Consider the following 23,009-nt stretch of genomic DNA (forward strand, 5'->3'; position numbering starts at 1 on the left):
ATATTTAATAAAATTTTTGTAAAAACAATATTTTCTTGAGTGATAAAAAAATTACGATAAATTAACACACTTATCTAAATACTCGATAATCGAACAGCATAAGCTTTACATATTAGTAAAGTTTGTTGTAGAATCAAATTATATAAGCTTTGTTAAACATATAAATAAATTAGCAGTAATGAATATTCATGAATACCAAGCGAAACAGGTTTTAAGAAAATATAATGTTCCAACATCTCATGGCATAGTCGCATTGAAAGAAAAAGAAGTTGATGATATTATTAATAATCTGGAAGCCAATCTGTATGTCATAAAAGCTCAAATCCACGCTGGTGGACGGGGAAAGGCTGGAGGCGTAAAACTGGTTAGAAATAAAGAGGATGCAAAAAAAATAGCTCATTCTATGTTTGGCACTACTCTAGTTACTCATCAAACTGGTCCAGCTGGGCAAGTAGTGCGCCGTGTTTATATCGAATCAGGATGCGATATATTAAAAGAATATTATTTCAGCTGTGTATTTGACCGTGTCAAAGCTTGCGTTACTTTTATGGCTTCTACTGAAGGTGGAGTTGAAATTGAGGAAGTAGCAGAGAAAACTCCGGAAAAAATTATTAGAGTGTCTGTTGATTCTGCCACTGGGATACAACCATTTCATTGTCGTAAAATTGCTTATGGGCTTGAATTTCATGCAGAACAAGCCAAGCAGATGATAAAGATTGTGGAAACAACCTACAAAGCTTTTGTTAGTACTGATGCAAATCAGATTGAAATTAACCCTTTGGTGTTAACTCATGAAGGTACTTTATTAGCACTTGATGCTAAAATCAATTTTGATGACAATGCTTTATTTAAGCATCCTGAAATTGAAGCAATGCGTGACGAAGATGAAGAAGATCCGCTGGAAACTAGAGCTGGAGCAGTAGGCTTAAGCTATGTTAAGATGGATGGTAACATCGGATGTATGGTAAATGGCGCTGGCCTTGCCATGGCAACTATGGATATTATCAAATTATATGGAGCTTCTCCTGCAAATTTTCTAGATGTTGGTGGTGGAGCAGATCGTGAGCGAGTAACCGAAGCATTTAAAATTATTTTATCGGATAAAGCGGTACAAGGGATTCTGATTAATATTTTTGGTGGCATCATGCGCTGTGATGTTATAGCTGAAGGTGTAGTAGCCGCAGCTAAAGATATCGGCCTTTCAGTACCTTTAGTAGTAAGACTTGCTGGCACTAATTTTGAACTAGGAAAGAATATTTTAGCAAATTCAGGATTAAAAATAATTGCAGCAGATGATTTAGCGGATGCTGCAAGTAAAATTGTAGCTGCAGTTAATGCTTGATTATCATTTATGTTAATTCTGAATTCTTAAATAATGGTATAAATTATATGGCAATATTGGTTAATAAAAATACAAAAGTAATCTGTCAAGGTTTTACAGGTGCACAAGGTACATTCCATTCTGAACAAGCTATAAGTTATGGTACTAAAATGGTGGGCGGAGTTACTCCTGGCAAAGGAGGTAAGACTCATCTAGATCTTCCAGTATATGATACCGTAGAAGAAGCTGTTTCAAGAACTGGTGCTACTGCTACAGTAATTTATGTTCCACCTCCATATGCGGCAGATTCTATCTTAGAAGCAATTGACGCTGAAATAGCACTGATTGTATGTATCACGGAAGGTATCCCGGTACTTGATATGATCAAAGTTAAGAGAGCATTGTCAAGGTCAAAATCTAGATTAGTTGGACCTAACTGCCCAGGAGTAATTACTCCTGATGAATGTAAAATTGGTATTATGCCAGGACATATTCACAAAAAAGGACATATAGGTATTGTTTCAAGATCAGGTACTCTCACTTATGAAGCAGTGGCACAAACAACAGCAGTTGGTTTGGGGCAGTCAACTTGTGTTGGTATAGGAGGAGATCCAGTAAACGGCACTAATTTTGTTGATTGCATCGAGATGTTTTTGGCAGACGATCAAACCAGTGCCATAATTATGATTGGAGAAATTGGAGGCACTGCCGAAGAAGAAGCTGCTGAATTTATCAAACAATCTAAAATTAAAAAGCCCATAGTTAGTTTTATTGCTGGGATCACGGCTCCTCCAGGCAAAAGAATGGGACATGCCGGAGCTATTATTGCCGGTGGCAAAGGTTCTGCTGCAGAGAAATTAGAAGCTTTACAAAGCGCAGGAGTAATAATTTCTCAGTCACCAGCAGAAATTGGTAAGACTATCAAAAAATTAATAAGTTGAAGTATTCTTATCGTTTTTTTGCATCTATCATCTCAGATTTGCTCTGACATGATTCCATAATATTCCAGATGTCCTTACTGAACAAACAGGAATGACATCTGGTGTAAGCGTTCACGGTTCTTAGAAAAAGTTGTTATTGCGAGATTTTGTTAAAAATCGAAGCAATCCAGTCTTTATAATGCTCTTCCCTTACTTGAGCTGATTTCTGGATCACCACGGAGCCTAACTCGTCTGATCTTGATATATCCCCACAAATTGTGAAATTCTTATCTTGGAGAGTGTTCAATAAACTAAAAAACTCGTATGCTTACCATCTACCACCCATTAAAAAACCGTTCTCATATGTAGAAGGTATATAATGCAAATTTTTCTTACCGGTACTGATACTAATGTAGGTAAAACGATCATTGCTAGCTGGTTATGTATGCATAGCAGATATAATTATTGGAAACCTATTCAAACAGGTAGCATAATTAGTAGAGATACTAAGGTCATTCAGAAACTTACATCAGCTACAATTATCAAAGAAGCTTATCTTTATCGCCGTCCTCTTTCTCCGCATTTAGCGGCTAGTTTAGAGAATGAAGTAATTAATATTAATAACATTATAGTTCCAAGTAACAACAATTTGATTATTGAAGGTGCTGGTGGGGTCTTAGTGCCATTAAATCAGAAACTATTAATGATTGACCTTATTAAATCACTGAAAGTACCAGTAATTCTGGTAACACGATCAGGTTTAGGCACAATTAATCATACCTTATTAACCATAGAAGTATTACGGCATAGATTAATCCCCATACTTGGAGTAATTGTTAATGGTCACGAAAATATTGAAAATAACAAAGCTATCGAATATTATGGACAGATTGAAATTCTCGCTTCTTTTCCACAGCTTAAACACGTCACTAGCAGAAAATTAAAAACTATAGATTTTCCAGATAAATTAAATCGTATCTTTGATAGTATATAATAAACAATTAAACCACCATCCCATTTACTTGATGTTCCCAAAGCTCTTTAAACTTACCATTTGAAACTGCAATTAATTCTGTAAAACTTCCGTCTTCAACAATTGAACCGTTCTCCATGACAATAATTCTGTCTAAATGTTTTATGGTTGAAAGGCGATGTGCTATAGCAATTACTGTAGCACAGTTTGTTGCAAGCATCGTATTGATGGATTTCTGAATTTCTTGCTCAGTTTGACTGTCAAGTGCAGAAGTTGCTTCATCTAAAATCAAAATTGGAGCATTTTTAAGTATAGCTCTGGCAATTGCTATACGTTGACGTTGTCCTCCACTAAGTTTAACACCTCTTTCACCGACCATGGTATTATATTTCTCAGGCAAAGTTTCAATAAATTCATCAATATTCGCTGCTATGCTTGCGTTTTCTATTTCACTTTGGGCCGCATGCTCGACGGCATATCCAATATTTTCACCAACAGAGCGATGGAAAAGCATTATATCTTGTGGAATTAGCGATATTTGAGAGCGTAAACTATCAGAAGAAACATTATAAATACTTTGACCATCAATAATAATATCACCATTTGTCGCTTTAAAATTCTTGAGTAACAAGGATATTAATGTTGATTTTCCAGAGCCGGAATGTCCGACTATTCCAATTTTTTGGCCTGCTTTAATATGAAGATTTAGATTTTTAAATACCTTACCATTGTCTGCATAATTGAAAGATAAGTTTTGAAATATAATCTCACCTTTTAAAATCTTTAGTTCAGTCGCATTAGGTTTGTCAATTGTATCTTGAAGAGTTTGCATAATTGCAAAGGCAGAACGAAAAGCAGCAACATCTTCAAGAAAATCTTTAATCTCCATTGTTGTTTGCCAAGAATTTTCTGCAAATAAAAATGTAAGAGACATAATAAAGGCAATGTCACCAACTGAAATCTCGCCGTTATTTCGCATATAAATAACATAGCAAAATAGCGATATGAAAAATACCCAATAAAATATACTTAATATTATAGATATAATTAAATCATACTTATAATATCTGATAACTAATGGATTATGTATATCATCATAATAATCTTGTATTTTTTGTAATTCACGCTGTTTGGTGGCAAAAGAAAAAATTGTGAAGATGTTGCCAATACAATCTGCTACCGTTCCAAATAAATGATACCAGGAATTCTGTTTTGCTTGCTCCATTTTGGCAAGCTTTGTAAAAAATCTCAATGCTATCGGTGAGTAAACAGCTGTAAATACTACAACAAAAAGAAATATTTTTATATTAGTAAAAGCTAAAGCAATGCCAGAAAATAATGTAATCCATAGTGGTTTACTGAGTTTAAATTCAAGCGCTTGATGCATCTTAAAATAATTATCGCCAATTCCTTTTATTTTCCCGACAATAGAGCCAGAAAGATTATTTTGAAAAAAACTATATGATAGATTAAAACAATGTTTACAAACTTTATCCAACATATTTTGCAAAATATACGGCATGCACTTTAATTGAGCAAAATTATGTGCACGCCATGTACAGTCAAGTGTAGCTTGCGCGCCCACGAATAATGCTATTGGTTGCCAACTTTGCTCAAGGGTAATATGTTGATTCTGAGTAAATAAATCAATTAGTACCTTTACCGCATAATTATACATAATCGAATATACCCCATTAGCAAATGGAGCAATCATCATGATTAGATATAGATATTTATATGATTTTATGACTGACCAGAGAAAGGAAAACGGGTTATTCATAATATACTCTATGTAATGAAAAATTGGTCATGTCACTGAACACAAAATGCCATCTCGAAGCAAGTTCATGATAATATTGCGTGTTCAGAATTACACCTTTTAGAGTAGAGACTTCATTTACCAACTTTTCATTATATGGAGTATGTATGAAATGCTTAGAGAGCGTTCAATGCTCACGAATTCATTGAATCAAAGAAATCTGTATTAGTTTTGGTATTTTTTAGTTTCTCCAATAAAAATTCTATAGCATCTACCGTGCCCATAGGGTTAATTATTCTACGTAATATCCACATTTTAGCAAGCACTGCCTTATCCACCAATAAATCTTCTTTACGTGTGCCAGACTTAGTAATGTCAATGGCGGGGTAAATTCGTTTATCAACTATTTTTCTATCTAGTATTATTTCTGAATTACCGGTACCCTTAAATTCTTCAAAAATTACCTCATCCATACGAGAACCAGTATCAATAAGAGCTGTAGCTATTATAGTCAATGATCCGCCATTCTCAATATTACGCGCAGCTCCAAAAAACCTTTTTGGGCGTTGTAAAGCATTAGCATCAACACCACCGGTTAATACCTTACCCGAAGAGGGTATTACAGTATTATAAGCACGAGCAAGACGCGTAATCGAATCTAATAATATTACTACATCTTTTTTGTGTTCTACTAATCGTTTGGCCTTCTCAATTACTATTTCAGCAAGTTGAACATGTCGACTAGCTGGTTCATCAAAAGTAGAACTAACTACTTCTCCATGAACGGAACGCTGCATATCTGTAACTTCTTCTGGGCGCTCATCAATCAATAATACAATTAAATAAACTTCAGGATTATTTGTAGTAATAGCATGAGCAATATTTTGTAATAACACAGTTTTACCAGTTCTTGGCGGCGCCACTATTAAAGCGCGCTGCCCCTTACCCATAGGAGCGACTAATTCAACTATTCTAGTACTGAAATCTTTATTCTCATTTTCAATTTCCAAGAGCAATTTTTCTTCTGGATATAATGGCGTCAGATTATCAAAATGTACTCTGTGATAAGCTTTTGCAGTCTCTTCAAAATTTACTTTATTTACTTTTAGTAAAGCAAAATACCGTTCTCCTGCTTTAGGAGCTCTAATTTGTCCTTCTACAGTGTCACCGGTACGCAACCCAAAACGTCGAATCTGACTAGGTGATACGTAAATATCATCAGGGCCCGCCAGATAGTTTACCTCAGGTGATCTTAAAAAACCAAAACCATCTGGCAGTACTTCCAAAACTCCTTCACCAGAAATTAATCCACCTTGTTCTACTATCTTTTTTAAGATAGCAAATGTTAATTCCTGCTTTAATAACGCGCTAACATTTTCTATTCCTAAAGATTCAGCTTGAATTTGCAATTCTTCAGGTAATTTTTGTTTTAATTGTCTGAGATTAACAATAACATCAGATTTTTGCTGATTATTGAGTCTGTTGTTGTCATAACTATCAGTATTATTATCATTATAGTCTTTATTGTCGCTTATCATATGTATGGTCATGCTTACTGCTAAATTAGTTATTGATTTATATGTTTGAGGTACTGCGCGCGTTTATGGTGTAGACAAAGTTTATGTACTCGTTTTATCTTGTGAATTAGCATTAAGTATAGCTAGAGTCAGTTATATGGTAAGCAACGCTATTATTTGAAGATTTATGAGCGTCACATAATATATACGTATAGAGTTATTCATTAAGAGCCTGTCTGACACGTGCATCTAAGAGGTAATTTTGTACAAGTCTTGCTGTGCCTACATAGTAATCTACGCTAACAGCCTCGTGTTTAAATTTATTCTGTCTGAACCTTAGTGAATTAGCTCTACGCTACGCTGCACGAACTGAAAAACTCTTGCTCTTTCGGTTGCAAGCAAAAACTATAGTTTATCCCACTTTTCGCTTGTACAGAGTATATATTATGAATGATGGAAATTTAGATTATTGTAAGAATAATTTAACAACTTATATTTCTACAATTTAATATCAAACCATTTGATGATTGTCAAAGTTTATTTGAAAATAAAATAAATATTCTTTCTATTATATATATAATTTATAAACCAATTCAATAGGCTTCTCTCACAACCTCTACTTCTGCAAACAATTGTACCATTACGCTCAGGCTTGAATCCTCAACAAACTTAATATATACATTACAAACCCGTCTGGCAAAAGCTGTAAACTCCTACAGATAAATATTCATAAGCCGCTTAGGAATAGATCTAATGATGATTATTGATACTATTTTTTTTCTTATAAGCTATTCTAATCAAGCCAAATATGCTAATCATTGCCCACAACACTTCAATAATAAATGAAGATAGATTCCAGTTATATATCAATGATACTACAATTAGTAACGATCCAACTAAATTAACTACTAGGTATGATATGGAATCTGCTTGTACTTTTTCCATTTGTAGCAACAAATATACAGTAATTACCATAACTACTCCAATGATCCCTACAATATCAGATATAATGCTCATATTTCATAACTAATTTTATAATTCTAGATAACATTCAATATTATTAGTGCGTGCAAGGCTTTCTTGACAACAAAATCACCATTTAGAATAAGATTTACAAGAGGTCTATTGAACATTTTATTTGTACACTCTATGCAATATATAATAAAAAACACTATTATACTAGCTTCTTATGACGATATTTATGGTTTATTACATCATCAGAGTTGTTTGTCGCATAATTATGATAATCTTGATAATTACCTTCAAACCATACACACCCTCCTTGATCAAAAGCAATAATATGTGTGGCTATTCTATCCAAGAACCACCGATCATGGCTGATTACACATACACATCCAGCAAAATCTAGTATAGCGTCTTCTAATGCCCGGAGCGTATCAACGTCTAAATCATTTGATGGTTCATCTAGTAACAATACATTTGCGCCAATCTTCAATAATTTTGCTAGATGGATACGATTCCTTTCGCCACCGGACATTTGCCCTACTTTCTTTTGTTGATCGCTACCCTTGAAATTAAATGCCGACAAATATGCTCTGCTTTTGATTGATCGATCACCAAGCTGTAGATCTTCTAGACCATCGGAGATTTCTTCCCATATTGTTTTATTGTTATCCAAGTGATCACGTGATTGATCTACATAACCAAGCTTTACGGTTGAGCCAATTTTGATCTCTCCGGAATCCGCAGTAATTTTTTCCGTGATCAGGTTGAATAAAGTTGATTTCCCAGCTCCATTTGGGCCAATTATGCCGACAATTGCTCCTGGTGGTATTTTAAAGCTAAAATCAGCAAATAAAACTTTGTCACCAAAACTTTTGCTGAGGTGATTAGCTTCGATTACCAAATCTCCAAGTCGTGGACCATTCGGGATTATTATTTGCGCTGTACCATTAGTTAAATCACGTTTCTTGGTCAATAATTCTTGGTAAGCAGTTATCCGTGCTTTACTCTTGGACTGTCTTGCTTTTGGTGATTGCCTGATCCATTCCAATTCTTTTTTCAAGAGTTTACTGCGTGATCCTTCCTCTTTATCTTCAAGTTCCAATTTAGCCTGTTTCTGCTCAAGCCAGGCTGAATAATTAGAATGCCATGGCACACATTGACCACGATCAATTTCTAAAATCCACTCAGTTACATTGTCCAGAAAATAGCGATCATGTGTTATTATTACCACTGTTCCTTTATAATCTTTTAAGTAATGCTCAAGCCACGAAACTGATTCTGCATCCAGGTGATTAGTTGGCTCATCCAACAATAGCATATCAGGACGCTCCAATAATAATTTGCATAAAGCAACTCGACGCTTTTCACCGCCGGAAATCTTGCTAACATCAGCATCTCTTGCCGGACAACGAAGAGCAATCATTGCAATATCAATTTCACGTTCCAAACTCCATGCATCAGCGGCTTCGATCGCATCCTGGAGTTCAGCTTGTAAGTTGAGAAGGTCATTCATCTCATCATCAGTCAACACTTCAGAGAATTTATTACTAACCTCGTTAAATTGGTCAAGTAAAGCTTTTTTGCTGCTTAAACCCTCCATTATATTTTCAAATACATTTTTAGTTGGATCTAAATATGGTTCTTGTGGTAGATAACCTATCTTAACCCCCTCTGCTGCCCACGCTTCTCCTTCAAATTCCTTATCAACACCAGCCATAATACGTAGCAAAGTAGATTTACCGGCACCATTATGACCGATAATTCCGATTTTAGCTCCGGGCAAGAATGATAGCCAAGTTTCTTTTAAAATTTGTTTGCCATTAATAGCTTTACTTAATCCTTTAATTACATATACATATTGATAAGACATCTTTAATTCTTCTTCTCTATCTCGTTTACATCAAAACCCAGCACTCCAGATTTACCATAATTCTCTGGCATTACGTCGTGTAAAATAATTTGCACTTTTTCAGCAGTTACGTCTACTGATTCGCAGATGGCATTAGTCACTTTTTCTACCAGCATTCTTTTTTTCTCATTGTTTCTTCCATGTTTTAAATGAATATGTACTATTGGCATATATAATTCTCTCTACTTTGATAAATGTATTTTACAATAAACATGCTGATAAAAATCAAAGCTATTATTGTATAATTTAAACTGTACTTCAGCTTGTTGAAGGACAGAGAGTGCAGCTATAGTATCTACTATAGCTAAACTATTAGTAATTTTTTTAAAATTTGCAAGTTGTTTAAAAAAAATAGGCGGCGATAAAGTTTTATACGCCTGATCTAGAGTCATACCACTTTTAACTAACTCCAATACAGTATATATATTTAGATAATATCTAATTAAAGCTCTTATAATTAGTACCATACTTATATTTTGTTGTAATAATTTAGCTAATTCCTCAAATAATTTAGCTAACTCCTTATTGATAAAGTAAACACATAAATCATCACCGTTTGCAGTAATATCATTACTTATTACTTTAATTGCATCGTCAATAGTAATTAAACTTCGATCATGAGTAAAATATATTAATTTATTAAGTTCATTATCAATTGATTGATAGTCTCCTTGCAAGTGTAGAGTACAGTACGCAAGCGCATCAGAATCAATATTCTTACCAATTTTTGTCAGCTTGTTCAGAATTAATTTTGATACACTTTGAGCATCCAAGTAATAACAACCAACTGCTGCCAAATTGCTTTCTGCTTCAAAAAACTTTCTAAGTTCAGTATGTGCTGCTAATTCATCGACAATTAGAATCGGAAAATGTATAAATTCACTACGTAATATCTTCTTATATTCGGCATTAAATTGATTTGCTGAAATAAAAATTTTTAGGCATTCTTTTTTACCAAAGAAATTTTGTGTATTTAATAACATATCAAACTGATTAACATGTAAGTGTGTATCAGTAATCACTCTAGGTAATAGATTAAGTCTTTGAATTATTATTTGACATATTTTTTTTATATACCCTTTATCAGGACCGTATAATAACAATGCCTTAATCTTCAGACCATAAATATTCTCCATCAGTTGATGAATTTTATCCTGATAAAACTTCATAACTCCTATTTATTAAACTCTTTTTAGCTCATCAAAAAATAAAATTAATCTGGTGCGCACTTCTTCAGCAGCCTGCAAAGCCATTGTTTCCAATGTTGATTCACCCTCAATATAAGTTGTATACGCTGAAGTCCCCGCGTTATAAGATGCGATATTATTAAATTGTCCGGAGGTCACTACTTGCTGATTTTGTATGTCTAACAGTTTGTAGTTTACAAGTTGAGTTGTAGTTTGCCTAAAAATATCAGAATTTCTTTTTATGATGCTTGGTGAATTTAAATAGCTCAAACTAACTGTTAAACGATATTTTGTTACTCCACAATATGGTATCAACTCCGATAAGTGGTGATATAATTCCGCTCCAGCTATTGATGGTATTGACTCAATTTCTACAGCACAAAGATTGCTACTATTACCTTGGAGGTATTTTTCACTATATACAGGCTGTAACTTACATGAGCTTAAACATAACAGCCAACATATTCTCTTCAAAAAAAGACTATTATAATTCATCAAATATTTCATGAAAATGTGCGAATGATAGACGAAGGTCAAAATCAGGCAGAGCTAGGAGTTCCGAAGTCGAGGAGCAGAGCGTACACTTTTGTACGTGAGCACCGCAGATCTTCGAGAACGACAACGCCAATTCCTGATTTTCACCGAGTATAAGTATATATGTTAAATATCTTTCTTAATAACATAGTTAATCTTTTTCCTTATTCTTTTACGACGAGATGGAGTTACAGGAGTAGATAACTCACCATTGTCTGTAGTAGTAACATTAGGATTATTTAACTCTCCATTATCCAACACTGACGTAATATTTGTAGCTGTTGCTATGTTATCTTCATCATTAACTTGATCATCCACAGGTTTTTCTGATACTACTGTAGATTCTTTCCATTTTTGTTTGTGCCTACTATTATTAGTATTAGCAGCTTTTTCTTGATAAATACCGGAAATATCCTGTAAAGCCGGCTTATTTTGGACGTTCACATTAGAAAACTTCTTTACCGCCTTGATTTTTTCGACTGAGTAACTATCTGAAGTAGCAGTGGGATCTAAATAAAAATTTAATTTTATGCCATATTTTGCTTCAATAAATGCAATTTCTTGGCGTTGATTATTTAATAAATAGATAATAGCATTATTACTCGCATAAACATTTACTGTATCCACACTATCATGAAAAATTTCATTTTCTACTGTTCTCAGGATAAGCATCGCATTTGATTCACCGGCTCTAACCAACCCTTTACCGTTACAATGCGAACAAATAGTGGCATTTAGCTCTAGAAATGACGGACGCAACCTTTGTCTTGACATTTCGAGTAACCCAAAAGTGCTGATATTTGATGTTTGAATTCGCGCGCGATCACGGCTTAAAAATTCTTTTAACGAACGTTCTACTATTTTACGATGACGTAACTCATACATGTCAATGAAATCTATTACTAACAAACCTGATAAATCACGCAATCTAATTTGTCGTGCAATTTCTTTTGCTGCCTCCAAATTAGTTTTTAGAGCCGTTTCTTCAATATTTCTTTCTGACGTAGCTCTACCTGAGTTAACATCAATCGATATTAAAGCCTCAGTAGGGTTAATTACTACATACCCCCCTGATTGCAGAGCTACTATAGGTTGATATAAATTTGACAATTGATCTTCAACTGCAAATTTTGTAAATATCGGCGTTTTATTCTTATATTCTTTAACACGACTAATTTCTGTAGGTAATATATCGCGCATAAATTTAATAGCACTTTGATATGCATTGCCACCTTGCACCATTAACTCTTTGACATTATGGTCGAACATATCACGGATTGTTTTTTGAATAATCCCCTCTTCTTGATGGATAAAACAAGGTGCTATTGATTTTAATGTTACCTCACGAATTTTATTCCACAACTTCACTAAATAATTATAATCTCTTTTTATTTCTAAAGTGGTACGACCAATACCGGCCGTACGAATGATAACACTTGAACTTTCATTGTTATTCTCAGTTGCAAGTTGAGATATGATATTCTTTAGTCTCTTACGCTCATCAGAATTAGAAATTTTTCTTGACACTCCATTTTGTGAAGATTTATTTGGCATCAATACACAATATTTACCTGCAAATGAAATATAGGTAGTCAAAGAAGCTCCTTTATTGCCACGCTCTTCTTTAACTAGCTGTACTAATAATATTTGCCCCTTTTTTATTACCTCTTGAATTTTGTATTGTTTATATGAATTAGCTATCTCTTTATCTGGTGGTATAGTCTCGATATCAATATCAGAAACTTCCAGATCAAAAGTAGTAGATAATTTATCATCCACTAATTTTTCTATGGTACTTATGTCAATTTCATCATTATCAACTAATATATTATATACATTTGATACAGCAATTTCTTCTGCATCTTCTGTAGTAATCTTAGGTGGGGTTATTTCTTTTAAATTAGCACTTAATGACTTTTGATCAGCGACAGAAATATGATAGTAATCTGGATGAATTTCACTAAATGGCAGAAACCCACTCTTCTCATTACCATAATCAATAAAAGCTGCTTGCAGTGATGGCTCAATTCTCGTTATTTTGGCAAGATATATATTCCCTTTATTCTGAGGTCTAATAGCATTTTCATATTCGATATCTTCTATATTATTATTACTACTTAGCAAAACTACCCGCGTTTCATTGGGGAAAGCTGCATCTATAATGATTTTTTTACTCATGAACTTAAACTCTACAAATTTTTAAAAAACACCTGTACTATTAGATCTCTCTCGCGTCTAATCTAAACAAGTATTACCTTATATTTAATAATAATAGTCAATTGATTAGAACTTGGCATGTTGCTTGATCAAAGTTCACCTATTATTTACAAGTTTCACTCCTCACATCTAGCACCAAATTCTACTGAATTGACTATAACTTCTATTCGAGCAAACCTAAAATGCACTGCACAGACCAAAGTACACAGTGTCTTCTCAATTCCTTACCCATATTTGAGTTTATGAGAAAGGCTTAATAAGCTTTATTAGAAATATATAATTGTTTGCTTAAAATAATATAAGCATCTTATTAAAATGCTCATGCTACAACAAAGTTACAAATGATCCGATAAATTTTGCACATTACATTGTTAATTTGCTTTATCTATACTGGCATCAAGTGTTAGTCTTACCAAGCTAATAGTTGAATTATATGAACTTCATTTTTTATACGATTGGAGTTTAAACTCTTTCGTGGTTAGATAGAGCACGTCCATTAGCCTCAATGTTATAGAAATAAATATGATAATAAAACTGATTATAAAACCTAAATTATTATATAATATGCCTTCAATATCTCTGCATCTATTACAAAACTTATATATCATGTAACTTTGTTTAGCAATATTTATGTCTGCCAGTATTTATTCAAGCAAAATTTTATTTTTAATTTTTGGCGTCTTCTTTTTTACGCTAATTGCTAAAATTGACTTTCATACTATACCGAATATTGTCATGTTTCATAAATATTCAGAAACAAAGATAGAATATATATATAGGATTATTTCAAATATTTGGATATATAGTTACTGGCTTTGCGCTGATAATATTTACTCTTATTGGTAGTAGAAATACCTTATCAATTAGCGTAATAATATTTGCAATTAGCGTTCTATTTTTAATAATTTCTATGACTAATAATTTATTGTCAGTTGCATTAATGACAATGGCTGGTAGTACATTTTATTATTTTATAATAAATATTATTTACATCACTGAATATTTCAAGCGTCGCTTTAGTTATGGTATTACCCTGTTATTTCTATCTTTTGCAATCGGAATTTTATGTGGCAAGCAATTAATAATTTTTCTTGATACACATGATTTTTCCTTCTTAATTTTATTCAATGTAATTTCATTGAGCCTGGTATTACTTTCTATTCAATTTTATAACAAAAACCACCATATAATAGAAGAATCGGAGATTAAGTTTTCATATTTAATCGCTAATACAAATTTACAAACTATGGCAAGTTTTATCGTTTTTTATATACTCGCCTCAATATCCTGGCACTATTCTACTTATGATATAGAACAAGATCCAATTATATTAGATTTATGGATATTGAGAAAATATGAATTACTTACAATGCTTATATTTGCTATACCAATTCAATATTTATTATCCAAATTTAGTAAATATTTATTGAATTTAGTATTCTTAATAATATTAATGATCAGTTTTACCTCATTACTAAGTTCTTATACAGAAGCAATAATACATTTATTACTTTTGGGAATTATCAGTATATGTATGTATGGTTTTCTGGTTTCTAATTTACTAATTTTGTCTGATAAGTTTGAGGGTAGTCAATTGCATACTGCAATAATATTATATTTTACTATAGGAGCTATGGGATATTATACTGGAACAGCAATTGGCAATAGAACCTTTGAGATTATTGGCAGTAGTGGCTTAATAGCATCTATTTGTATTATCCTTACGGCCTATACATTATATTACTTGTTACAATTTATCAGACTTAAGTTGTATACTAGGTAAAGATAGGAGATTTTGACCTAAGAGACGTGTATGAAGAGTGTTCAATGAACAAAATTTATAGGTATTATCTACATGAAAGCCATTGATAGTGATCAGATTATTCAAAATCTACAAAAAATATGCGATAAATATCAAGAAGTTGTATTATATCTACTTCAGGGTAAGGGAGCATTTATACCTCCGTCATTAGTAAATGAGGATAAGAACCGACTGATGTTCACCAGTGTTTCCGAGCAATTTTGGAGAAATCCTGAAAAATTTATGCAGATCAACATAGATTATTATGAAAAATTTCATGAGCTAGTCTCTCACTCAATAACCAGATTTAGTGGTAAACAAACTGATCCCATCGTGATTCCATCAGGTAAAGACAAAAGATTTAAAGATGCCGCATGGCAAGAAAATATTTTTTTTGATTTTGTAAAACAATTTTATTTATTATCATCTGAATGGTTACAAAAAAATATTGATCAATATGAATTAGATCTAGAAACCAAACGATATCTTGAATTTACCACACGTCAATTTATCGATGCTTTTGCTCCATCCAACTCTATATTTTATAACCCGGAAGTTTTAAGAGAATCTTTAGAGACTGGTTGGCAAAATATTGTTCAAGGATTAGATAATTTATTGTCAGATATCAAAAAATCTGATGATATACTAGATATTCCTACCACAGATAAATCAGCTTTTCAATTTGGCAAAAATATTGCTGCTACGAAAGGAAAAATCGTCTATCAAAACGAATTAATGCAACTTATATGTTATGCACCAAAAGTTCAAACATATAAAATCCCACTATTAATTATCCCACCCTGGATCAATAAATATTATATACTTGATTTATCAACACATAATTCAATGGTCTCTTTTCTGGTAGAAAACAATTTTCAGGTATTTATGGTTTCTTGGAAGAATCCAGATCAAAAATTATCGCATAAGAACTTTGAAGATTATCTGCAAGAAGGAGTATTAGAAGCATGTCATTATATCACCTCGCTTGGTTTTAAGAAAATTAATGCTGCTGGCTACTGTATAGGTGGGACTCTACTAGCTACTGCAATTGCTTATATGAAAGCTAATGCTTTAGATTACATTAATAGTGTCAGTTTTTTTACAACTTTGTTAGACTTTGCAAATCCAGGTGAGGTAGACATTTTCATTAATGAAACTTCAATTTCAGCAATAGAAGCAGAAATGAAACTTAAAGGTTATTTTGATGGAAGATACCTCTCTAATAGCTTTAGTTTGTTGAGAGCCAATGATTTGGTATGGTCGTTTTTTATTAATAATTATTTATTGGGCAAGACCCCCATGCCTTTTGATTTATTATATTGGAATGCTGATCACACTAATTTACCGGCAACCATGCATAGTTACTATTTGCGTAATATGTATCTTAATAATTTACTAAGAATACCGAATGCTATTCAAATGTTAGGCAGCGCTATCGATCTTAGCAAAATAGACTGTAATAGTTTTTTTCTAGCTGCTAATGATGATCATATAGCTCCTTGGCGTGCAGTATACGAGAGCGCCAAATTATTAAATGGTAATAAAAAATTTGTCCTTACCTCTTCTGGTCATGTAGCTGGTGTGATTAACCCACCAGCTACTTCTAAATATAACTATCGCATTCAAGAAGATTTGCCTGCTGCCAGTGAAGAATGGCTAAAGAACTCAATCGAATTCAAGGGTTCCTGGTGGATTCCATGGAAAAATTGGTTGATTGATAATAGTGAAGAATTAACTTCATCTATACCTTATCAAGACATTGATTTTATTGAACTTGCTCCTGGTATGTATGTTCAACAAAATTGTTTGTAGCAGCTGAATATTAATAAAATTTTCTTGCGCTAACTTCTCATTTGAATATATTATGCGATTGAAATCGAGAGAATATTGCATGAAAAAAATAATTTTACCTAGTGGTTATACTCCTTCAAGCGATGAAGAATATATGAACCCTTTACAGCTTGAATATTTTAAACAAAAGCTGTTGGCATGGAAAGGAGAACTATTAGAGGAGTCGCGTGAAACTTTACATCATTTAAGAGAAGAAAATTGGAATGAACCAGATTTAAATGACCGAGCTTCAATTGAAACAGACACTACTATAGAGCTTAGAACTAGAGATAGGTATCGAAAATTAATAGATAAGATTGAAGAAGCGCTAAAAAGAATAGAAACTGGTGAATACGGATATTGTGAAGAAACCGGTGAAGCAATTGGTTTGAAACGTTTGCAAGCAAGACCGATAGCTACTCTATGTATTGAAGCGCAGGAAAGACATGAAAATTATGAGAAGCAGCATACTGAAGATGAATACTAAAAATGATATACTATCAAAATCAGAAATTGGCGTTGTCGTTCTCAAAGATCTGCGGTGCTCACGTACAAAAGTGCACGCTCCCCTCCTCGACTTCGGAACTCCTAGCTCTTCTTGATTTTGACCTTCGCCTATCCTCTCAGTATATACATTATCGCTTTTTATGAAATATTATCATAGTATCTATTCACGTCCCCGGCAAACCTTTACCGTATCAGGTATACAGATGGTGAGTTTGACAACAAACTGCTTCCACGATGTCATTCCCAGCAACGGCGGGAATCCAGCATACCTAAGCATTTGAGGCTTTTATTCCTAGATTCCCGCCTACGCGGTAATGACATCGAGTGCGTTAATAAGACTAGTGTATATATCATACATCTGCGGTTTGCCAGACCCTTGAATAGATACTTATCATAAGGGTGCGTTACTCATAAAAAGCCTACATTCCTCCTAACTGACCGACGCTATCAGCTTATTACTTGTTTTTCTAACCCCAACCTCTGCAACAAAAGATTATCTTGTGCTGGGATAGGGTTTTGAGCTGTCAGTAATTTTTCACCATAAAAAATAGAGTTTGCTCCAGCCAGAAAACATAATGATTGTAATTCTTCTGACATTTGTTCGCGTCCTGCAGAAAGCCTGATATAAGCTTGAGGTATCATTATACGTGCTAAGGCAATGGTACGAACAAAATCAAAATTATCAATATCATCGGCATGTTCAAGCGGCGTTCCTGGTATTTTAATTAACTGATTAATTGGCACTGATTCTGGGGGCTCTGTTAAATTTGCAAGAGTAACTAGCATATTTATTCTATCCTCATTTGTTTCACCCATACCCAATATTCCACCGCAACAAACCTTGATTCCAGAGCTGCGTATATGTTCTAAAGTTTGTAATCTATCGTCAAAAGTACGTGTTGTTATGATTTTATCGTAATGTTCTCTAGAAGTATCGATATTATGATTATAAAAATCTAGCCCTGCATCTTTTAGCATAGCAGCTTGATGCTGCTGTAACAAACCAAGAGTTACACAAGTTTCAAGGTTTAATTTTTTAACTTCTTTAATCATCTCACAAACATTTTGTAAATCTTGATCACGAGGCCCGCGCCAAGCTGCTCCCATACAAAATCTAGTACTACCAGCGGCTTTTGCTCGTTTTGCTGCTGCCACTACCTCGGTAATATCCATTAAAGGTTCTTTTTTTAATCCAGTTTGATAATGAGCTGATTGTGGACAATATGAGCAATTCTCTGGACAGCTACCAGTCTTTATACTAAGCAAAGTGCTGATCTGAATGATTTTAGGATTAAAATTTTCTCGATGTATAGTTTGCGCTTGATACATTAACTCTGAAAAAGGTAAGGAGAAAAATTTTATAGCCGATGCATAAGACCATTGTCCTTGAGCTATATTTGCCATATATATATGATTCCCTTAATACGTAAATTGTTATGCATTATGATAATAAATATACAACTTATTGTTTAAAATTGCAAAATACTGCAAAATATCGACAATTACCAGAGATCTCTGATGTAATTCAAAAAGATTTGATAGATTTTTCTAGTAATGATTATTTAAATTTAAGTCGAAATAAGGAATTATTGCAAGCAGCAAAACAAGCAGCAGAATATTATGGCGTTGGCAGCACGGGATCACGTCTTTTATCTGGCAATAGCGAGTTATTTGAAGAATTTGAAAGACAAATAGCCAAAGATAAAGCAACTCAAACTGCTCTGATTTGGAATTCTGGATTTCAGGCTAATATTAGTGCTTTATCAAGCTTATTAGATGAAGCGGTTTTAGGTCATAAAGCTCTAGTATTCTGTGATCGATTTAATCATTCAAGCCTTTATCAAGCAATATTCTTGAGCAAAGCTGAATTGGTACGTTATCAACATAATGATATGAACCATTTAGCTGAACTATTACACAAACACACTAACGATCGACGAGCTAAGTTTATTATTAGTGAAACCCTGTATGGTATGGATGGCGACCAGGTACCTTTGTTGGAGATTACAAACCTTGCATCACAGCATCAGGCTTTTTTATATCTTGATGAAGCACACGCTACCGGAATTCTTGGTGTTGATGGTTATGGCATGTCAACAGATTTTAATCTAGAGAATATACCGCATTTGGTGATGGGAACCTTTAGTAAAGCCATTGGCGTAAGTGGAGCTTATACCGCGTCTAATATGCAAATAAAAAATTATCTGATTAACAAGTCAGCTGGATTTATATATTCTACAGCTTTATCACCGATGATAATAGGAGCTGCTTATTATGGTTGGGTTTTGCTCAAAAAATTAAAACAGGAACGACAAAATTTGTTGCAGAGTGCTAATGCACTGCGAGAACAAATAAAACAATTGGGATTTGATACTGGTGTCTCAACAACTCATATTATTCCGATATTACTCGGTGCTGAAAAAGATGTATTAAATGCACAGCAGATATTATTAAATTATGGAATCATTGTTGCAGCAATTCGTCCACCTACAGTACCACCAAATAAATCGAGATTACGGATTGCTCTAACTTTAAAACATCAATCTGTTGATTTTGAAAAATTGTTAATGGCTCTAAAATATTTATGAATAATAAATTATCTATTCAAAAGAACTTCAACGATAATGCTAAAACTTACGATAGTGTTGCATCAATTCAGAAAGAATGTGCCGAGCTACTAGTCGATTTATTAATAAAAAATTTTCCTGATTTTATACCATCAACAATAGCAGATCTTGGCACAGGCACCGGCTATGTTACTGAATATTTATTGAAATTCTACCCTAATAGTAGATATTTTCTCAATGATTTTGCTCCGGCAATGCTTGATATAACACGTGATAAATTTAAAAATTATAGCAATATTAACTATAATAGTAATGATATAGAAACTTTAAACCTTGGTTACCAGGATCTGATAATATCAAATTTTGCTTTACAGTGGACAAGCAATTTAGAATTGATTATCAGAAATCTTAAGCTTCAGTCACGTATTTTAGTATTTTCCACACTACTTAATGGCACTTTCAAAGAATGGAGTGATCTATATCAGAATCTTGACTTACCCATACCTATTTTAGGTTATCCAACACAAAAAGAGCTAGAAGATTATTCTTTATCATTAGAACCAAAAAACTACTTATTTAGATGTAAAGATTTCTCTATGACTTTTAATTCACCATTAGCATTTGCCTCTTATCTAAAAATGCTTGGCGCAAATACCAATGCTACCGGTGGTGAAAATCATTATTTAAGAGAAATAATTAAAAATCATCATCTCCCAATCAAAACTAGTTATAAAATATTTTTTGCAATCTTAGAGGGTAGATGTAAATAAAAGGTTAATTGAATTTTCGCCTATTTTCTTATCTATTGATGAGAGAGATCTTGTGAGTAATTGCATTTAATTATATACTAGTCACAAAATTCTATTATATCATTGAGAATAAAATGCCTAAAGTAATTTTTATTATTGAACATGGTGAAGAAAGAGTAATTGAAGCTCCGATTGGTTTGTCTATTTTAGAGATTGCTCATCAACATGAAATAGATCTTGAGGGAGCATGTGAGGGATCTTTAGCTTGTGCCACTTGTCATGTAATTGTTGACGAGGAATTTTATGATAAATTAGCAGAGCCATCAGAAGCTGAAGAAGATATGCTTGATTTGGCTTTTGGTCTTACACATACTTCCAGACTTGGTTGTCAGATTATTATAACAGAAGAATTGGATGGGATTAGAGTACGTCTGCCATCGGCCACCAGAAACATTAATATATAGAACTGAGTGTGATACGTAAATTATTATTATTTATTATTTTAACCTTTGTAACTTTTTGGTTTGCTGGTGCTTATTTAATAAAGCATAAAGTAACTTCTGTAATCAAACAGCTGAACACCGATAATATTAAAATTACCTATGATAAATTAGTAATATCTGGTTTTCCTAAAATGTGGAAGATAGAAATTATCGCACCACAGATCAGATTAATAGATCATACTAGTGTTCACGATCTGCATATTCCTAAATTACTATGCTTGTTAGATTTTAGTTTCAAAAAAATGAAATTATTATTGGAACGAGATTTTTACTACCAACAACTCGTTAAAAGCCAAATCAAAGAGTATACAATTCATGCTGCTGATAATGATAATATAATTATTTCATTGAAGCTTGATCAACCTTTATATCAATTATCAGATCAAACACAGTTGACAACTATTATAAAATCCTTTGAACTAAATAACACTTCACTAACAGTGAGTAATAACGATCAGAATATATTTGATATTAATGATCTAGGTATATTTGTTGCGGCTAACTTACTAGCTGACAGTGAAGATATTTTGCTCAGAATGAAAGCAGTATATAAGAGCAAAAATGAAACCCTAAACCTTAATTCTGCGGTCATTGATTTTGACGCTCTCTTTAAATTTATTAAAAATACGGATAATACTACTTTATATAATAAGGGATTTACTATTAACAACCTGCATATTGGACTTGAAGAGGCTAAAGTAAATTTGCATGGTACAATGAATTTAAGCAAAGGTAAATTACCACAGGGAAGGTTCTTTGTTAATTTGAACAATTATAATGAAATTGTGGATAAATTAGTGCCTGATAATTTTATTATCTCCAAACCAATACTCAAAAAGCTAATTACTAGGGCTGTCAGTATCGATTCAAATTTGAATAATTCTAGTAATATTATTATACCAAATGATGCACAGTTTGATATTGTATTTTCTGAAAAAGGAATAAATATAGGGTCAATTAACTTACTAGACTTGAAGGGAGACAATTAATAGCAATAATCATAAGAGTATTTGTGGAAACTCGTAATGACGAGTCTTACTTTAATTGTACAGTTCTTGAACGCCTCCGTTATTTTAACTATTTTTAAAATAAATATGTTAGAAGTAGATCAGCTATTTAGTTTTTTACATGCCAATGCTGATTTTACTTTCATTTAACTGTTCATTCTGGAATAATCAAACCGTTACAAATTATTATAATTAAATTCGTGAATAATATATGTCAGATATTATAGATGATGACAAAAAAATAACTCGTAGGGATTTTATGACCCTGACAGCAAGTAGTATGGCGGCAGTAGGTGCTGCTTGCGCTGCTTGGCCACTGGTTGATTCTTTAAATCCTGCCGCTGATGTCCTATCCTTATCTTCTATTGAAGTTGATTTATCAAATATCCAACCAGGTCAAACTGTTACAGTGAAATGGCGTGGTCGACCGGTGTTTATTAGATATCGTACCCAAGAAGAAATTGCCGAAGCCAGAGAAGTCAAATTATCAGAATTACGTGATCCACAGAATGATCAGGATCGAGTTAAATCAGGCAAAGATCAATGGTTGGTAACTATTGGTGTGTGTACTCATCTTGGATGTATACCTTTAGCAGATCAAGGGGAATATAAGGGCTGGTTTTGTCCGTGTCATGGTTCACATTATGATCTTTCCGGACGAATTCGTAAAGGTCCAGCGCCATTAAACCTTGCTATTCCTGCTTATGAATTTATTTCTGATACTAAAATTAAAATTGGCTAA

20 protein-coding genes are annotated in these 23,009 nt (G+C 33.2%); 11 read left to right on the plus strand and 9 right to left on the minus strand.

The genetic code is table 11. The features are described 5' to 3' along the window. Positions 1–178: 178 nt before the first annotated feature. From sucC to bioD, 3 genes are all read left to right on the plus strand, one after another. Positions 179–1,342: an ADP-forming succinate--CoA ligase subunit beta gene (sucC, locus tag Trichorick_RS03040; RefSeq protein ID WP_323738781.1), complete on the plus strand. Its 1,164-nt coding sequence runs from the start codon at positions 179–181 to the stop codon at positions 1,340–1,342. A gap of 47 nt (positions 1,343–1,389) precedes the next feature. Then, positions 1,390–2,262 carry a succinate--CoA ligase subunit alpha gene (gene sucD, locus Trichorick_RS03045; RefSeq protein WP_323738855.1) on the plus strand — a complete coding sequence of 291 codons (873 nt, stop codon included), beginning with the start codon at positions 1,390–1,392 and terminating at the stop codon, positions 2,260–2,262. A gap of 358 nt (positions 2,263–2,620) precedes the next feature. Continuing rightward, positions 2,621–3,235 carry a dethiobiotin synthase gene (bioD, locus tag Trichorick_RS03050; protein ID WP_323738782.1) on the plus strand — a complete coding sequence of 205 codons (615 nt, stop codon included), beginning with the start codon at positions 2,621–2,623 and terminating at the stop codon, positions 3,233–3,235. Positions 3,236–3,242: 7 nt separating this feature from the next. Here bioD and Trichorick_RS03055 read toward each other — a convergent pair whose 3' ends face one another. The 8 genes from Trichorick_RS03055 to Trichorick_RS03090 all read right to left on the minus strand — a co-directional run bounded on the left by Trichorick_RS03055 (position 3,243) and on the right by Trichorick_RS03090 (position 13,264). Further along, the gene (locus Trichorick_RS03055; RefSeq protein ID WP_323738783.1) at positions 3,243–4,994 is read right to left on the minus strand and encodes an ABC transporter ATP-binding protein; all 1,752 of its coding nucleotides are present in this window, start codon (positions 4,992–4,994) and stop codon (positions 3,243–3,245) included. Positions 4,995–5,167: 173 nt separating this feature from the next. Next, a complete protein-coding gene (gene rho / locus Trichorick_RS03060) occupies positions 5,168–6,511 on the minus strand; it encodes a transcription termination factor Rho (RefSeq protein WP_323738856.1) in 1,344 nt (447 codons plus the stop codon). A gap of 729 nt (positions 6,512–7,240) precedes the next feature. Next, positions 7,241–7,507 carry a CBU_0592 family membrane protein gene (locus tag Trichorick_RS03065; RefSeq protein WP_323738784.1) on the minus strand — a complete coding sequence of 89 codons (267 nt, stop codon included), beginning with the start codon at positions 7,505–7,507 and terminating at the stop codon, positions 7,241–7,243. A gap of 157 nt (positions 7,508–7,664) precedes the next feature. After that, entirely contained in the window at positions 7,665–9,326 is a 1,662-nt protein-coding gene (gene ettA, locus Trichorick_RS03070; protein ID WP_323738785.1) for an energy-dependent translational throttle protein EttA, read from the minus strand. A 2-nt stretch (positions 9,327–9,328) separates the two neighbouring features. Next, positions 9,329–9,535, minus strand: coding sequence for a tautomerase family protein (locus Trichorick_RS03075; protein WP_323738786.1), 207 nt, complete (start codon positions 9,533–9,535; stop codon positions 9,329–9,331). Positions 9,536–9,547: 12 nt separating this feature from the next. After that, complete coding sequence (gene holA, locus Trichorick_RS03080) at positions 9,548–10,534, minus strand: DNA polymerase III subunit delta (protein ID WP_323738787.1); 987 nt, start codon at positions 10,532–10,534, stop codon at positions 9,548–9,550. Between the two features lie 12 nt (positions 10,535–10,546). After that, on the minus strand, positions 10,547–11,026 hold the full coding sequence (locus Trichorick_RS03085) for a hypothetical protein (RefSeq protein WP_323738788.1): 480 nt from the start codon (positions 11,024–11,026) through the stop codon (positions 10,547–10,549). Between the two features lie 186 nt (positions 11,027–11,212). Next, positions 11,213–13,264 (minus strand): Rne/Rng family ribonuclease, encoded by a 2,052-nt coding sequence (locus Trichorick_RS03090; protein ID WP_323738789.1) that lies wholly within the window; start codon positions 13,262–13,264, stop codon positions 11,213–11,215. 949 nt (positions 13,265–14,213) lie between these two features. Here Trichorick_RS03090 and Trichorick_RS03095 point away from each other — a divergent pair. The 3 genes from Trichorick_RS03095 to dksA all read left to right on the plus strand — a co-directional run bounded on the left by Trichorick_RS03095 (position 14,214) and on the right by dksA (position 17,421). Continuing rightward, positions 14,214–15,086 (plus strand): hypothetical protein, encoded by an 873-nt coding sequence (locus tag Trichorick_RS03095; RefSeq protein WP_323738790.1) that lies wholly within the window; start codon positions 14,214–14,216, stop codon positions 15,084–15,086. 72 nt (positions 15,087–15,158) lie between these two features. Then, positions 15,159–16,916, plus strand: coding sequence for a class I poly(R)-hydroxyalkanoic acid synthase (gene phaC / locus Trichorick_RS03100; protein WP_323738791.1), 1,758 nt, complete (start codon positions 15,159–15,161; stop codon positions 16,914–16,916). A gap of 79 nt (positions 16,917–16,995) precedes the next feature. Then, positions 16,996–17,421: an RNA polymerase-binding protein DksA gene (gene dksA, locus Trichorick_RS03105; RefSeq protein WP_323738792.1), complete on the plus strand. Its 426-nt coding sequence runs from the start codon at positions 16,996–16,998 to the stop codon at positions 17,419–17,421. A gap of 467 nt (positions 17,422–17,888) precedes the next feature. Here the strand turns inward: dksA and bioB are convergent, their stop codons facing one another. Further along, on the minus strand, positions 17,889–18,836 hold the full coding sequence (gene bioB, locus Trichorick_RS03110) for a biotin synthase BioB (RefSeq protein WP_410250262.1): 948 nt from the start codon (positions 18,834–18,836) through the stop codon (positions 17,889–17,891). 41 nt (positions 18,837–18,877) lie between these two features. On the opposite strand from bioB, the gene Trichorick_RS03115 reads away from it, so the two are divergent. The 5 genes from Trichorick_RS03115 to petA all read left to right on the plus strand — a co-directional run bounded on the left by Trichorick_RS03115 (position 18,878) and on the right by petA (position 23,009). After that, on the plus strand, positions 18,878–20,029 hold the full coding sequence (locus Trichorick_RS03115; RefSeq protein WP_323738794.1) for an aminotransferase class I/II-fold pyridoxal phosphate-dependent enzyme: 1,152 nt from the start codon (positions 18,878–18,880) through the stop codon (positions 20,027–20,029). Further along, on the plus strand, positions 20,026–20,778 hold the full coding sequence (locus tag Trichorick_RS03120) for a methyltransferase domain-containing protein (protein WP_323738795.1): 753 nt from the start codon (positions 20,026–20,028) through the stop codon (positions 20,776–20,778). The genes Trichorick_RS03115 and Trichorick_RS03120 overlap by 4 nt, the downstream gene beginning before the upstream one ends. 113 nt (positions 20,779–20,891) lie before the next feature. Then, a complete protein-coding gene (locus Trichorick_RS03125) occupies positions 20,892–21,221 on the plus strand; it encodes a ferredoxin family 2Fe-2S iron-sulfur cluster binding protein (protein ID WP_323738796.1) in 330 nt (109 codons plus the stop codon). Positions 21,222–21,229: 8 nt separating this feature from the next. Further along, entirely contained in the window at positions 21,230–22,249 is a 1,020-nt protein-coding gene (locus tag Trichorick_RS03130; protein WP_323738797.1) for a hypothetical protein, read from the plus strand. 229 nt (positions 22,250–22,478) lie between these two features. Then, positions 22,479–23,009, plus strand: a complete 531-nt coding sequence (gene petA / locus Trichorick_RS03135) for a ubiquinol-cytochrome c reductase iron-sulfur subunit (protein WP_323738798.1) — start codon at positions 22,479–22,481, stop codon at positions 23,007–23,009.

The organism is Candidatus Trichorickettsia mobilis, from assembly GCF_034366785.1.
Taxonomy (GTDB): domain Bacteria; phylum Pseudomonadota; class Alphaproteobacteria; order Rickettsiales; family Rickettsiaceae; genus Trichorickettsia; species Trichorickettsia mobilis_A.